This is a genomic window from Pseudomonas sp. NFACC13-1 (assembly GCF_900104425.1).
GTDB classification, from domain to species: Bacteria; Pseudomonadota; Gammaproteobacteria; order Pseudomonadales; family Pseudomonadaceae; genus Aquipseudomonas; species Aquipseudomonas fluorescens_AA.
This window is the reverse complement of the sequence record NZ_FMXV01000033.1, coordinates 36,336-49,266: the sequence shown is the minus strand read 5'-3', so window position 1 is coordinate 49,266 and position 12,931 is coordinate 36,336. Positions and strand designations below refer to the sequence as shown.

The 12,931-nt window shown below is 61.6% G+C and carries 14 protein-coding genes; 2 read left to right on the top strand and 12 right to left on the bottom strand.

The annotated features are described in order from the left end of the window. Positions 1 to 105: 105 nt before the first annotated feature. The 6 genes from BLQ55_RS27725 to minC all read right to left on the bottom strand — a co-directional run bounded on the left by BLQ55_RS27725 (position 106) and on the right by minC (position 4,438). Entirely contained in the window at positions 106 to 1,395 is a 1,290-nt protein-coding gene (locus tag BLQ55_RS27725; protein ID WP_092258635.1) for a M18 family aminopeptidase, read from the bottom strand. Positions 1,396 to 1,535: 140 nt separating this feature from the next. Next, a complete protein-coding gene (locus BLQ55_RS32630; protein ID WP_256326658.1) occupies positions 1,536 to 1,670 on the bottom strand; it encodes a hypothetical protein in 135 nt (44 codons plus the stop codon). A 23-nt stretch (positions 1,671 to 1,693) separates the two neighbouring features. Then, positions 1,694 to 2,329: an RluA family pseudouridine synthase gene (locus BLQ55_RS27720; RefSeq protein ID WP_018612476.1), complete on the bottom strand. Its 636-nt coding sequence runs from the start codon at positions 2,327 to 2,329 to the stop codon at positions 1,694 to 1,696. A 102-nt stretch (positions 2,330 to 2,431) separates the two neighbouring features. Next, positions 2,432 to 2,686, bottom strand: coding sequence for a cell division topological specificity factor MinE (gene minE, locus BLQ55_RS27715; protein ID WP_003179111.1), 255 nt, complete (start codon positions 2,684 to 2,686; stop codon positions 2,432 to 2,434). Next, positions 2,686 to 3,498: a septum site-determining protein MinD gene (gene minD / locus BLQ55_RS27710; RefSeq protein WP_003179114.1), complete on the bottom strand. Its 813-nt coding sequence runs from the start codon at positions 3,496 to 3,498 to the stop codon at positions 2,686 to 2,688. The genes minE and minD overlap by 1 nt, the downstream gene beginning before the upstream one ends. A 202-nt stretch (positions 3,499 to 3,700) precedes the next feature. Then, on the bottom strand, positions 3,701 to 4,438 hold the full coding sequence (minC, locus tag BLQ55_RS27705; RefSeq protein ID WP_092201709.1) for a septum site-determining protein MinC: 738 nt from the start codon (positions 4,436 to 4,438) through the stop codon (positions 3,701 to 3,703). A 118-nt stretch (positions 4,439 to 4,556) separates the two neighbouring features. On the opposite strand from minC, the gene BLQ55_RS27700 reads away from it, so the two are divergent. Together BLQ55_RS27700 and BLQ55_RS27695 are read left to right on the top strand one after the other, a co-directional pair. Then, on the top strand, positions 4,557 to 5,489 hold the full coding sequence (locus BLQ55_RS27700) for a lipid A biosynthesis lauroyl acyltransferase (RefSeq protein WP_092201711.1): 933 nt from the start codon (positions 4,557 to 4,559) through the stop codon (positions 5,487 to 5,489). Between the two features lie 35 nt (positions 5,490 to 5,524). Further along, on the top strand, positions 5,525 to 6,679 hold the full coding sequence (locus BLQ55_RS27695) for a patatin-like phospholipase family protein (RefSeq protein WP_092258632.1): 1,155 nt from the start codon (positions 5,525 to 5,527) through the stop codon (positions 6,677 to 6,679). A 193-nt stretch (positions 6,680 to 6,872) separates the two neighbouring features. On the opposite strand, the gene BLQ55_RS27690 is transcribed toward BLQ55_RS27695, so the two are convergent. The 6 genes from BLQ55_RS27690 to puuE all read right to left on the bottom strand — a co-directional run bounded on the left by BLQ55_RS27690 (position 6,873) and on the right by puuE (position 12,652). Continuing rightward, positions 6,873 to 7,658, bottom strand: a complete 786-nt coding sequence (locus tag BLQ55_RS27690) for an outer membrane protein OmpK (protein WP_092201715.1) — start codon at positions 7,656 to 7,658, stop codon at positions 6,873 to 6,875. Between the two features lie 497 nt (positions 7,659 to 8,155). Further along, on the bottom strand, positions 8,156 to 9,457 hold the full coding sequence (locus BLQ55_RS27685; RefSeq protein WP_092258629.1) for a urate hydroxylase PuuD: 1,302 nt from the start codon (positions 9,455 to 9,457) through the stop codon (positions 8,156 to 8,158). Positions 9,458 to 9,508: 51 nt separating this feature from the next. Beyond that, on the bottom strand, positions 9,509 to 10,012 hold the full coding sequence (locus BLQ55_RS27680; RefSeq protein ID WP_092201719.1) for an ureidoglycolate lyase: 504 nt from the start codon (positions 10,010 to 10,012) through the stop codon (positions 9,509 to 9,511). Between the two features lie 123 nt (positions 10,013 to 10,135). Further along, on the bottom strand, positions 10,136 to 11,131 hold the full coding sequence (alc, locus tag BLQ55_RS27675) for an allantoicase (RefSeq protein ID WP_092258626.1): 996 nt from the start codon (positions 11,129 to 11,131) through the stop codon (positions 10,136 to 10,138). Between the two features lie 67 nt (positions 11,132 to 11,198). After that, positions 11,199 to 11,714, bottom strand: a complete 516-nt coding sequence (uraD, locus tag BLQ55_RS27670) for a 2-oxo-4-hydroxy-4-carboxy-5-ureidoimidazoline decarboxylase (RefSeq protein WP_072406513.1) — start codon at positions 11,712 to 11,714, stop codon at positions 11,199 to 11,201. Next, entirely contained in the window at positions 11,711 to 12,652 is a 942-nt protein-coding gene (gene puuE / locus BLQ55_RS27665; protein ID WP_092201725.1) for an allantoinase PuuE, read from the bottom strand. Before puuE ends, uraD begins: the two co-directional genes overlap by 4 nt. Between the last annotated feature and the right edge of the window lie 279 nt (positions 12,653 to 12,931).

The following is a 12,931-nucleotide window of genomic DNA, read 5'->3' as shown; positions in this document are numbered from 1 at the left end:
GCAAGGCTTGCCCGCGATGAAGGCGACTCGATTTCTGGGAAAATCGCATCACCTTCATCGCGGGCAAGCCTTGCTCCCACAGGGTTCATCATGCCTTCGGGGCGGTTATGGCAACTCGCGAGAGGCGTAGAACGCGCTCAGCACCTTCACCAGATGCGCCAAGTCATGGCTGCCGCACAGTTCGCGGATCGAATGCATGGCGAAGGTCGGCAGGCCGATGTCCACGGTGCGCACGCCCAGCTGGCTGGCGGTGATCGGGCCGATGGTCGAGCCGCAGCCCATGTCGCTGCGCACCACGAAGCTCTGCACCGGCACTTCTTCGGCCATGCACAGGTGACGGAAGAACCCGGCGGTTTCGCTGTTGGTGGCGTAGCGCTGGTTGCTGTTGACCTTGATCACCGGACCGGCGTTGAGCTTGGGGCCGTGGTTGGCGTCGTGTTTGTCGGCATAGTTGGGGTGCACGCCGTGGGCGTTGTCCGCCGACACCAGCAGGGATTTCTGAATGGTGCGAACGAACTCTTCACCTTCAGGCAACAGGCGACGCAGGGTTTGTTCCAGCATCGGGCCGTCGGCGCCACAGGCCGAGCACGAGCCAACTTCCTCGTGATCGTTGCACACCAGTACGCACGTTTCTTCGGTATCGGCGTTCAGCAAAGCTTGCAGGCCCGCGTAGCACGACAACAGGTTGTCCAGGCGCGCGCCGGCAATGAAGTCGCCGTGCAGGCCAATGACCGCGGCGCTTTGGGTGTCGTAGAAACTCAACTCGTAATCGAGCACCACGTCGGCATTCAGGCCGTGTTCGCGGGCCAGTTGATCGGTGAGCACGGCACGGAAGTCGACGCGCTCGTCACCGGCGAACTGGGCGAGGATCGGCGGCAGTTCGTTCTGCGGGTTGATGGCCCAGCCCTGGTTGGCTTCGCGATTGAGGTGGATGGCCAGGTTCGGAATTGTGGCGATTGGCGCCTTGAAATCGATCAACTGGCTTTCGACCTTGCCATCGCGGCGGAAGGTCATGCGCCCGGCCAGGGACAGGTCGCGGTCGAACCACGGCGCCAGCAGCGCGCCGCCGTAGACTTCCACGCCCAACTGCCAGAACCCGTGGCGTTGCAGCTCCGGCTGTGGCTTGACCCGCAGGCAAGGGCTGTCGGTGTGGGCGCCGACCAGGCGAATGCCGTCGTGCAGCGGTGAGTTGCGGCCGAGCTTGAAGGCGATGATCGAGGAGTCGTTGCGCGTGACGTAGTAGCGACCGTTGGCCTCGGTGGCCCAGGTCTCGCGTTCGTCAAGACGCTGATAGCCGGCCGCCTCCAGGCGCTGGGCCAGGCTGGCGGTGGCATGGAACGGGGTAGGGGAGGCCTTGAGGAAGTCGATCAGGCCTTGGTTCAACTCTGCGCGCATAAGTCACTCCAGACAGCGATGGGCGGGAGTTTACCCCATCGACCGCCTGCGTTGCAGGCTCAATCCCCGTCGGGGGGTGTCCACGGGCCCGTCATCGATCAGCCCGACGGCCTGGGCCAGCAGCGCCCCGTCTTTGTCAGTCACACCGCATAACCCGCTGTTGTAGCGCTTGAAAGCGTTGTCCGGAGGATGCCGTGGGCGTGCAGGCGCGTGCCCAGCTTGAGGTCGTCCACGCGCTTGCAGACATGGTCCCAGTGGTATTCGAAGCTGTCCATCAGGTACCGTTTTTTCCACGGTTCTAAAACGGTGCCGGGCACTCGAAGCGCAAGCGCTCGCCGCTTTGCGGATGGGTGAAGCTCAACATGCTGGCGTGCAGGCACAGGCGTGGCCAGGCGGCGAGGGCCTGCGGGTGGGCGTAGAGCCCGTCGCCCAGCAGCGGGTGACCGATGGACAGCATGTGTACGCGCAATTGGTGCGAGCGCCCGGTGATCGGCGTCAGCTCGACCCGGCACCAGTCGCCGCAACGTTCCAGTACGCGCCAGAAGGTCAGGGCGTGTTTGCCCTGTTCATGGTCCACCACATGCCGGGGTTTGGTCGGCGGATCGTAGCGCAAGGGCAGGTCGATGCTGCCACTGTCCAGCTCCGGTTGGCCCCAGCACAATGCCGTGTAGGCTTTTTCGGTTTCGCGATCATGAAATTGCCGGGACAGTTCGCGATGGGTGTCCGGGTCACGGGCCAAGAGGATGATGCCGGAGGTTTCCCAGTCCAGTCGGTGCACGATTCGCGCTTCCGGGTAGCCGTTTTCCTGCAGGCGGGTGATCAGGCAATCTTTGTTGTCGTCGGCCCGGCCGGGCACGGAAAGCAACAGGGTCGGCTTGTCGACCACCAGGACAGCGGCGTCCTGATGAATGATGCGGATGTTGGACAGGGGCATTGAAAACAGTCTCGTTACAAACGCCAACGGCGGCTCGGGTCCTTCTCGAACCCAAGGGTGGGAGGAGAAGGACCCGAGCCGCCGTGGCTCCCGCCGGGGCGATCAGCGATCCGGCAGGGTGATATTGAGTTCCAGGATCGAGCAGCTGCCCTGGCTTTCCAGCGCCACATGCACGTCATCGCTACCGATGTTGACGTACTTGCGGATCACTTCCACCAGTTCCTTCTGCAAGGCCGGCAGGTAGTCAGGGGTGCTGCGTTGGCCGCGTTCGTGCGCCACGATGATCTGTAGACGCTCTTTCGCGACCGAGGCGGTACTGGGCTTTTTGTTGGCACGAAAGAAGTCAAAAAGGTTCATTACCTACCTCCAAACAGGCGCTCGAAGAAACCTTTCTTCGTTACATCGAGGAAACGATGCTCCACGGTCTTGCCCAGCAGGCGATCGACGGCATCGCTGTATGCCTGGCCGGCATCGCTCTGGTCGTCGAGAATCACCGGCACGCCGGAGTTGGAAGCCTTGAGTACCGCTTGGGATTCCGGAATGACACCCAGCAGGGTGACCGCGAGGATTTCCTTGACGTCTTCGACGCCCAGCATCTCGCCATCGCTGACCCGTTGCGGGTTGTAGCGAGTCAGCAGCAGGTGTTCCTTGATCGGCTCTTCGCCCTTTTCGGCGCGGCGGGATTTGCTCGCCAGCAGGCCCAGCATGCGGTCGGAGTCACGGACCGACGACACTTCCGGGTTGGTCACGACAATCGCTTCGTCGGCGAAGTACATGGCCAGGTGGGCGCCTTTCTCGATACCGGCCGGGGAGTCGCAGACCACGAACTCGAAGTCTTCCTTGAGTTGCATCAGCACTTTTTCCACGCCTTCCTGGGTCAGCGCGTCTTTGTCGCGGGTCTGGCTGGCGGCCAGCACGTAGAGGTTCTCAAGGCGCTTGTCCTTGATCAGGGCCTGTTGCAGGTTCGCTTCGCCGTTGACCACGTTGACGAAGTCGTAGACCACGCGGCGCTCGCAACCCATGATCAGGTCCAGGTTACGCAAACCGACGTCGAAGTCGACGATGACTGTCTTGTGGCCGCGCAGAGCGAGGCCGGTACCGATAGCGGCGCTGGTGGTGGTCTTACCCACACCACCCTTGCCGGATGTAACCACGAGAATCTTGGCCAAGGTGTTTCACCCCTAAGGAAAAAGGGACTTTGTCAGCCCCTGAAAAACATCTCTGGAAAACCGTTGCAATTGGACAGGCTTGGCTGGAATCGGCTGTCGGGCGGGGTCTACCTCCGGTAAACACTGCCAGATCCTTTTTCCTGCGTCGTTTTAAGCCGTTTTCGCTCGTTTTAGAGATGCTTGGAAAATGCGGCAGTATCCGTTAAAGCCGAATGATGTTCAACACGTCGCCCGACAGGCTGATCTGAACGCCGGCCCCCCACAACGGGTCGCGACGCAAATCCTCGGAGACCTTGTACTGCCCGGCGATGGAAACCAGCTCAGCGCTCAATTGCTGACAGAAGATCCTGGCTTTGGTATCACCCTTGACGCCGGCCAGCGCTCGACCGCGCATCGGGCCGTATACATGGATGTTGCCATCGGCCAGAAGTTCCGCCCCCGGGCTGACCGACGACACGATGACCAGATCGCCACCTTGGGCATAAATCTGTTGCCCGCCGCGCACTGGCGTGGTGATGACCCGCGTCGGCTTGATGGTGGGCTCCGGTGGTTTTTCCGGGGCTTTCTTCGCTTCGGCCGGGCTCAGTTCCAGCACACGTTCCCGGGCGCCGGACGGCGGTAGCACGGGAATGTCCACGGCGATGGCGGCGGCGATGTCTTCGATGCGGCTGGCGCGGATCGCCAGGGTGCGCAGACCGTGCTGGCGGCAAATGCGCATCAGGCCTGGCAGATCCACTGAGCCTTCGCCAGCCGGCAGCTTGTCCAGGGCCAGCACCAGGGGGGCATTGCTGAAGAAGTTCGGGGCCTGGGCGACTTTCGCCGCCAGTTGCCGGTCAAGGCTCTCCAGGTCGTTGCGGGCCAGTTCCAGCACCGTAATGGCGAGCATGCTGCCCTTCAGCTGGAACACGGGATCTTGGTCTAGCGGTTCGGTTTGGCTCATGGTCGGCGTACAACGGCTTGTCACTAAAAGTGCCGAGACTTATAACGAGATCGTCCGCCAGCCGCAACCCGGGTCGAACAATGTAGAATGCGCGGCCCATGTCTTAATGGAAGTTGTAATGGATCGCCCGCGTTTTCGAGCTGCTTTTTTTCATCCGCGTTTCTGGCTGCTGTGGTGTGGCCTGGGGCTGTTGTGGCTGATCGTGCAATTGCCTTATCCGTTATTGCTGCGGGTCGGTCGTGCCTTGGGGGCGCTGATGTACCGAGTGGCCGGCGACCGACGGCGCATTGCCCGTCGCAACCTGGAACTGTGTTTCCCGCAAAAGTCCGCTGCCGAACGCAAGCGTCTGCTCAAGGAGAACTTTGCCTCCACCGGCATCGCCTTTTTCGAAATGGCCATGAGTTGGTGGTGGTCGCGCTCGCGGCTGGCGAAACTGGCCCATGTCGAAGGGTTGGAACATCTCAAGCAGGCCCAGCGCGAGGGCAAGGGCGTGATCCTGATGGCGCTGCATTTCACCACGCTGGAAATCGGCGCGGCCTTGCTCGGCCAGCAGCACACCATCGATGGCATGTACCGCGAGCACAATAACCCGTTGTTCGACTACATTCAGCGTCGGGGCCGCGAGCGGCACAACCTCGATTCCCTGGCGGTGGAGCGTGACGACGTGCGCGGCATGCTCAAGCTGCTGCGGGCCGGGCGGGCGATCTGGTATGCGCCGGACCAGGACTACGGCGCCAAGCAAAGCGTGTTCGTGCCGCTGTTCGGCATCCAGGCCGCGACGGTCACCGCCACCACCAAGTTCGCCCGCCTGGGCAAGGCGCTGGTGGTGCCTTTCACTCAGGAGCGCCTGGCCGATGGCAGCGGTTATCGCCTGGTGATCCAGGCTCCGCTGGCGGATTTCCCGGGGGAGACCGAGGAAGCCGATTGCATCCGCATCAATCAATGGGTCGAGCAGTCGGTGCGCGATTGTCCCGAGCAGTACCTGTGGACCCACCGGCGTTTCAAAAGCCGTCCACCGGGCGAGCCCAAGCTGTACGACAAACGCGGTTGAGTTGTTTGATATCACCTTGAGCACGGAGCATTGCGATGACCCCAGCTGAACCGGTTACAGGTTTGATTCTTTCCGGCGGTGGGGCTCGGGCGGCGTATCAAGTGGGGGTATTGGCGGCGATTGCCGAATTGTTACCCGACGGGGCGGATAACCCGTTTCCGGTGATCGTCGGCACTTCGGCCGGGGCGATCAACGCAGTCAGCCTGGCGAGCGGGGCGATGGACTTCAAGACCGCCATCGAACGGCTGACGGCGTTCTGGCAAGCGGTGCGCAGCCATCAGGTCATGCGCAGCGACTGGCGCGGCGTGCTGGTCCAGGCGACGCGCTTCATCACTCACAGCCTGCTGGGCCTGGGAGCCAAGTTGCCGGTGGCGCTGATCGACAGTTCGCCATTGCGGGAACTGCTCCAGGCCCAGTTCCACGCCTCGGGTATCGAACTGGCCATCGCCGAGCAGCAACTGCGGGCGGTGGCGGTGACGGCATTCGGTTATGAAACCGGCCAGGCCGTCACTTTCTACCAGGGCCGCGGCACCATCGATGCCTGGCTGCGCCACCGGCGTATCGGTGTGCCGACGCTGCTGTCGGTGGAGCATCTGCTGGCCAGCTCGGCGATTCCGCTGTTGTTCGCGCCGGTCAAGATCGGCCCGCAATACTTTGGCGACGGCGCGGTGCGGCAATCGGCGCCCATCAGCCCGGCCTTGCACCTGGGGGCCAATCGCGTGCTGGTGATCGGCGTCAGCGGCAACCCCCGTGGCGCCGGTGGCCAGGATCCTTCCGAGCGCAGCTACACCGGCCTGCAACCGTCCCTGGCGCAGATCGGCGGCCATATGCTCAACAGCACCTTCATCGACAGCCTGGAAAGTGACATCGAGTTGCTTCAACGCTTGAACGGTTTCAGCCACCTGCTGCCCGATGATGTGCCGGCCCATGCCCTGGGCGCGGCGCCAGTGGAGGTATTGGTGATTTCGCCAAGCCAGCCGATCGATGAAATCGCCGCTCGTCATCGTCAGGAACTGCCCCGTGCGTTGCGGGTTTTCTTGCGTGGGCCGGGCGCGACCAAGACCAGTGGCGCGGGGGTGCTGAGCTACCTGTTGTTCGAGGCGGGGTATTGCAGCGAGCTGATCGAGTTGGGACGCCAGGATGCACTGGCGCAGCGCGAGGCGTTGAGCCGGTTTTTGGGGTTGTCCTGACTGATGCAAGCCGGTCCACCGCTATCGCGAGCAAGCTCGCTCCCACAAGGGATTTGCGGTGGGCGCTGAATCCTGGCTTTCACGAAACCAATGTGGGAGCGAGCTTGCTCGCGATGACGGCGGCACATCCAACACCTGTTTAGCCTGACCCACCGCCATCGCGAGCAAGCTCGCTCCCACCTGGGTGGCGCGGTTAGAAGTGATACTTGAGCAAGAAGCTGGTGTTGCTCTGGTTGGTCTTGAACCCTTCGCTGTCTTCGATCCCGTATTTGTTCTTCCAGTAGTCATACTCCACGCCCACATACAGCTGCTTGGCGCCAAGCTTCAAGGCCTTGCCCAGGTCATATTTGATCTGCGGGTTGATGTGCAGGTTGGCGTGGTAGGTGCCCTTGTCGTTGGTGTCGTTGTCCACCACCCAGTCGATGAAGCCGTCGATCAGGATGTCGGAAGAACCCACCGGTATGGTGTAGGCCCAGGCCGGGGTGATCTGCCAGACATTGTCGCCGGCGCGCGGGCCTTCGGTCTGGCGGTTGTAGAAGTTCAGCTGGAAGTAGTCGAAGCCGGGAATGGCCAGGTCGAAGCCCGGGCCGATCAGGTAGGACTCGTTGTCACCTTCCCCGAACTCATAGGTCATGGCCAGCAGCACATCCTTGATCGGGCCCAGTTCCAGCTTCTGGTCGAAGATCTTGCCGAACGACAGGCGCGGGCTGAACTCGCCATAGTAGGTATTCGGGCCGGACTGGCTGTCGTCCTGGCCGTTGTAGAAGATCCGGTCGAGGAAGAAGAAGTTGTCCCCGTATTTCCAGGCATCGGCGTGTTCGAAGGTCACGGTCTGCTGGATACGCGGGTTGACCTGGAAATCCTTGCCATACAGGTAGGTCAGGCTGTTGTTCTGCCATTGGAACAGATCGTCGGCCATCGCCTGGCCTGCGACCAGCAAGGATCCTGCGAGTATCAGGCTGGTGCACGTACGTTTCATTCGGTTTGCTCCCAAAGGTAAGTGGTACTGCTTTTTTCAGTCAGCGCTCTGGTGTGGCGCCTTTTTCCATGGATTAAAAACATCCGTTCGGTCAGCTTTTTGAGCGTGGCGAATGCTGATAGCAAGCGCTGAGCCAAGTCCGGAAAAAACCGGAAATGGCGTGCCTTGCGGTTTTTTGATCAGTCGGAAAAGCTGTTTTCAGAGGCGCGTCATGTCCGCCAACGCCGCAACAAGTTGGCGGTCCGGTCAGGATCGGAAGGGATTTTGTTGTAGGCCTGCTTCAAACGGCCGCGCAGGATACGGGCTTGCCTCGAAGGGCTCAAGTGCCCTGCAACAGCGCATGCGCGGCGAATTTGGGGCGTGATGGCGGGGCTTGGTCATCGGGTGCTTTCCTCTTGTTTTTATTGTTGAGGCGCAGGCAGTCGCTGACGGGGGACCGGTGGTGTGCCGGTCGACCTGTCAGCGGTATGACGATTAACGGTGTTGGCGCGCGTGGCTCAGTTGGCGCGCGCGCCCTGGTTGATCCACGCGCCGATCAGGTCGCGTTCCTGCTGGGTCATCTGAGTGATGTTGCCCAACGGCATGATCTGGCTGGTCACGGCTTGGGCCTGGATGCGCGCGGCCTGTTGCTGGATCTGCTGCGGCGTGTCGAACATCACTCCGCCCGGCGCGGTACTGAACAGCGGGCTGGTGGGCTTGGCCGAGTGGCAGACCGAGCAGCGTTCCTGGATCACGCTGTGGACCTTCTCGAACGAGGGGCCCTGGGCGTTGGCGGCCTGAGCAGGCGCCGAGGCCGGTGCGGCGGGGGCGGTCGCCGGTTTCGCGCCGCCGCCCACTGCCGTTTCCGGCAACGGTTGGTATTCGATCACGTCGGGTGCCTTGGCCACGTCCGGTGCGCTGGGCATGGGTTTGGGGCCGGTGACATAAGCCAGGCAGATCATCGCCAGGGCGCCGACCGGCAGCGTCCAGGCAAATCGGTTGCTGTCATGGCGCGTGTTGAAGTAATGCCGCACCAACACCGCCGCCACGGCGATACCGGCCAGGATCAGCCAGTTGTATGGGCTGCCGTAGGTGCTCGGGAAATGGTTGCTGATCATGATGAACAGCACCGGCAAGGTGAAGTAGTTGTTGTGGCGCGAACGCAACAAGCCCTTGGCCGGCAACGCCGGATCGGGTGTGCGGTTCTCGGCGATCGCCGCCACCAGGGCGCGTTGTGCCGGCATGATGATGCGGAACACGTTGCCCACCATGATCGTGCCGATGACCGCCCCGACATGCAGGTAGGCACCGCGACCGCTGAACACTTTGCTGAACCCGTAGGCCGCGGCGATCAACAGCACGAACAGGATCAGGCCGAGCAAGGCTGGGCGCTTGCCCAGGGCCGAGTCGCACAGGAAGGAATAGACGAACCAGCCGACGAACAGCGAGCCGATACCCAAGGCGACGCCTTCGGGGCCGCTCAGGCCGCTGCCGGGGGCCAGCAGGTAGACGGTCGGGTTCCAATAGAACACCACGCACAGCAGGGCGATACCCGACATCCAGGTGAAATAGGCTTCCCATTTGAACCAGTGCAGGTTGTCCGGCATGGACGGTGGTGCGAGCTTGTATTTTTCCAGGTGGTAGATGCCGCCACCGTGGATGGCCCACAGGTCGCCGGCCAGGCCACTCCTGGGGTTGACGCGGTTGAGGTTGTTTTCCAGCCAGACGAAGTAGAACGACGCGCCGATCCAGGCCACGCCAGTGATCATATGAACCCAGCGCACGCTCAGGTTCAGCCATTCCAGCATATGTGCTTCCACAGTCTTTACCTCTCGCCCGTCACGCTTGTCTGCGCGTGATCGGACCTTCTCTTATTGGTGGGGGGCGAGGACCAAACACTCGTCCTCTTTGAAGAAATGCTCATCGCAGTTATTGCCTGTGCCACTGCGATCAACCACCAGGAAGTCATCCCGCTTTTCGATCGTCAGCACCGGGTGGTGCCAGACGCCGCGATGGTAATTAATGCCCTGCCTGCCGTTGGTGACGAAGGCGCGGACCAAGCCTGATACAGGTGCATCGCCAAGTGGCGCGACCACGATCAGAAAGGGGTTGCCGAGCAGCGGAATGAAGGCCTGGCTGCCCAGCGGATGGCGCTCCAGCATGCGTACGGTCAACGGCATGTCCAGCGCGTCGGCGCGGAAGATGCTGATGATCGCCTGATCGTCCGGCGTGGCGGTTTGCACCGTCGCCAGGCGATGGAAGCGCATGGTCGAACCGTTGTTGATCATGAAGTGATCGCTGCCGTCGGTTTCGATCACGTCACCGAACGGGGCGAAGGCTTCTTTGGTCAACGGTTCGATCTTGAGTGTGCGCATGCTGGTCTTCTTATCCAAAAAAATCTGTGTTGTTGGTTCGATTGCTATCGCGAGCAGGCTCGCTCCCACATTTGACCGCGTACCCCCTGTGGGAGCGAGCCTGCTCGCGATTGGCCTCACCGCTTATTTAGCGACCTTGCCCAAAACCCGCAGACGACTCACGCCACCATCCGGGAATACATTGAGGCGGATGTGGGTGATGGGCCCCAGGGCCTTGATCTGCTCGGCGAAGGTGTGTTCGGCGTGCATCTCCAGCTTCTGGCTCGGCAGCAGTTCGCGCCAGAACAGCGACTGGGTTTCGATTTGGCTGTCGGTGCCGCCCTTGACGAACGCGCCCTGGATCGAGCAGCTGTCGGGGTAGTTGCCCTTGAAGTGCAGGGTGTCGACGATGACTTTCTCCACCTCGCCGGCATGGCCCAGGGCGACGATGACCCAGTCATTGCCCGGGGTACGACGACGGGCGGTTTCCCAGCCATCGCCCATGTTCACGCCACGACCCGGGTTGAGGATATTGCTCATGCGGCCGAAGTGCTCGTCGGAGCAGGCCAGGGCGCGGCCACCGTTGAGGGCGGCGGCCAGGTCGATCTGTTCGTTGTCGCCCACGGCCGACCAGTCGCGGTACGGAATGCCGTAGACCCGCAAGCGGGCCACGCCGCCATCGGGGTAGATGTTGAAACGCAGGTGGCTGAAGGCCTGGTCGTTGCTGATCTCGTGGTAGTGGTGGCTGTTGCCTTGCAACTCCACGGCTGACAGCACTTCAGTCCACTGGGTGTTATCGTCCGGCTCGCCTTCGGTCAGGAAGCAGGCTTCGAGGGAGGCCGACGGTGGGTAGTTGCCGGTGAAGAATGAAGTGTCGATGTCCACGCCCTTGATCGAGCCCGCCACACCCAGGCGGATCACCGCGCTGTCGTAGCCTTCGAAGCGCTTGCGCCGCGATTCCCAGCCGTCCATCCACTTGCCGTTATCATCGAACACGCCCTCCTTCCACACGGCCGGGGTCGGCTGGAACAGGCGGTTGGCGTCGGCGAACCAGTCATCGGTGACCGAGATGATCTTGGTGCCCAGGCGGGCGTCGGCCAGGTTGACGAACTTCTCGAAAGGTACGGCGTAAGCTTTCATTCTTCTTGTCTGCCTTTAAATAAGTTGGCTGGGGATGCTTGCAGGTTCCAGGGTTCAGGACTGCTCGCTAAAGGGTCAGTAATCGGAACAACGCGATCTTGTTGATCTCTGCCAGCGCGCATTTGAATTCGGCGTCTGCCGAGTGATGGATGCGCGTTTCGAATGCCGCGAGGATCTGGTGCCGGTTGCTGCCTTTTACCGCCATGATGAAGGGAAACTTGAACTTGGCCTTGTAGGCGTCGTTCAGCTCGGTGAAGCGTTGAAACTCTTCGGCCGTGCATTGGTGAATACCGGCGCCGGCCTGTTCGTTCGTGCTGGCTTCGGTCAGTTGGCCCTGGACGGCGGCTTTGCCGGCCAGGTCCGGGTGGGCGTTGATCAGCGCCAGTTGGCTGGCGTGATCGGCGCTCAACAGGATGTCGCTCATGCGCTGGTGCAGGGTCTCGATCTCGTCGATCGAGGGATCCTGGCCCAGGTCAAACGCCTTTTCGGCGACCCAGGGCGAATGTTCGTAGATGTCGGCGAAAGCCCGGACGAAGGCTTCGCGGCTCAAGGTGGAAGGCTTGAGGGTCTGGAAGGCGGTCATTTCGAGGCTCCTGGATTCGATGCCCCTTGGTACGGGTGGACCTGCTGCCAGTGGCGGGCGATGTCGACACGACGGCTGAACCAGACGTGTTCATGGCCTTTGACGTATTCGAGGAAGCGCTTGAGGGATGCCAGGCGCGCGGGGCGACCGATCAGCCGGCAATGCAGCCCGATGGACAGCATCTTCGGCGCCTCGGCGCCTTCGGCATACAGCACGTCGAAAGCGTCCTTGAGGTATTGGAAAAAATCGTCACCCTTGTTGAAGCCCTGCACCTGGGTGAAGCGCATGTCGTTGGTGTCGAGGGTGTAGGGAATCACCAGGTGCGGCTTGCCGTTCGGGGTGTTCGGTTCCCAGTAGGGCAGGTCGTCGTCGTAGGTGTCGCTGTCGTAGAGAAAACCGCCTTCTTCCATCACCAGCCGGCGGGTGTTCGGGCCGGTGCGGCCGGTGTACCAGCCCAGCGGACGCTCGCCAGTGATTTCGGTGAGGATGCGGATCGCTTCGAGCATGTGGTCGCGCTCCTGGGCCTCATCCATGTATTGGTAGTCGATCCAGCGATAGCCGTGGCTGCAGATTTCGTGACCGGCGGCGACCATGGCGCGAATCACGTCCGGATGACGCTGGGCGGCCATGGCCACGGCGAAAATGGTCAGTGGGATATCGAACTCCTTGAACAGCTTGAGGACCCGCCAGACACCGGCGCGGCTGCCATACTCGTACAGCGACTCCATGCTCATGTTGCGCTCGCCCTGCAGCGGTTGCGCGGCGACCATCTCCGAAAGGAACGCTTCGGATTCCTTGTCGCCATGCAGGACGTTGCGTTCGCCACCTTCTTCGTAGTTGAGCACGAAGGACAACGCGATGCGGGCATTGCCCGGCCATTGGGGATGGGGAGGGTTATTGCCGTAACCGATCAGGTCGCGTGGGTAGTCAGCGCTCACTGCAGTCTTCCTTCTTGTTCGAACCATGTGGGTGGCGCCCTGATGATGAAATATAGGCTGGCGTCACGACGATGGAGTGATTGTATACAACTTTATGCGCAATTTGTAAGCCTGATTTTTTGCATTTTTCATGGCGGGTCCTGGCGTTTCTCCATTGCAAGAAACGTTGCAAGAAACCTGCCCACTTGGTCAATTAATCCCTGGAGGAATCATGTAGGTGTTGGTTCGGCTCGAATCTTGGGCGGGCGCGCCGTGAAGGATCATATAGGGGAAATTCTT

Bases quoted from the DNA above. Each gene is read 5' to 3' on its own strand.
- BLQ55_RS27725 (WP_092258635.1), bottom strand. From the start codon at position 1,395: ATGCGCGCAGAGTTGAACCAAGGCCTGATCGACTTCCTCAAGGCCTCC.
- BLQ55_RS32630 (WP_256326658.1), bottom strand. From the start codon at position 1,670: ATGGACAGCTTCGAATACCACTGGGACCATGTCTGCAAGCGCGTGGAC.
- BLQ55_RS27720 (WP_018612476.1), bottom strand. From the start codon at position 2,329: ATGCCCCTGTCCAACATCCGCATCATTCATCAGGACGCCGCTGTCCTG.
- minE (WP_003179111.1), bottom strand. From the start codon at position 2,686: ATGAACCTTTTTGACTTCTTTCGTGCCAACAAAAAGCCCAGTACCGCC.
- minC (WP_092201709.1), bottom strand. From the start codon at position 4,438: ATGAGCCAAACCGAACCGCTAGACCAAGATCCCGTGTTCCAGCTGAAG.
- BLQ55_RS27700 (WP_092201711.1), top strand. From the start codon at position 4,557: ATGGATCGCCCGCGTTTTCGAGCTGCTTTTTTTCATCCGCGTTTCTGG.
- BLQ55_RS27695 (WP_092258632.1), top strand. From the start codon at position 5,525: ATGACCCCAGCTGAACCGGTTACAGGTTTGATTCTTTCCGGCGGTGGG.
- BLQ55_RS27690 (WP_092201715.1), bottom strand. From the start codon at position 7,658: ATGAAACGTACGTGCACCAGCCTGATACTCGCAGGATCCTTGCTGGTC.
- BLQ55_RS27680 (WP_092201719.1), bottom strand. From the start codon at position 10,012: ATGCGCACACTCAAGATCGAACCGTTGACCAAAGAAGCCTTCGCCCCG.
- alc (WP_092258626.1), bottom strand. From the start codon at position 11,131: ATGAAAGCTTACGCCGTACCTTTCGAGAAGTTCGTCAACCTGGCCGAC.
- uraD (WP_072406513.1), bottom strand. From the start codon at position 11,714: ATGACCGCCTTCCAGACCCTCAAGCCTTCCACCTTGAGCCGCGAAGCC.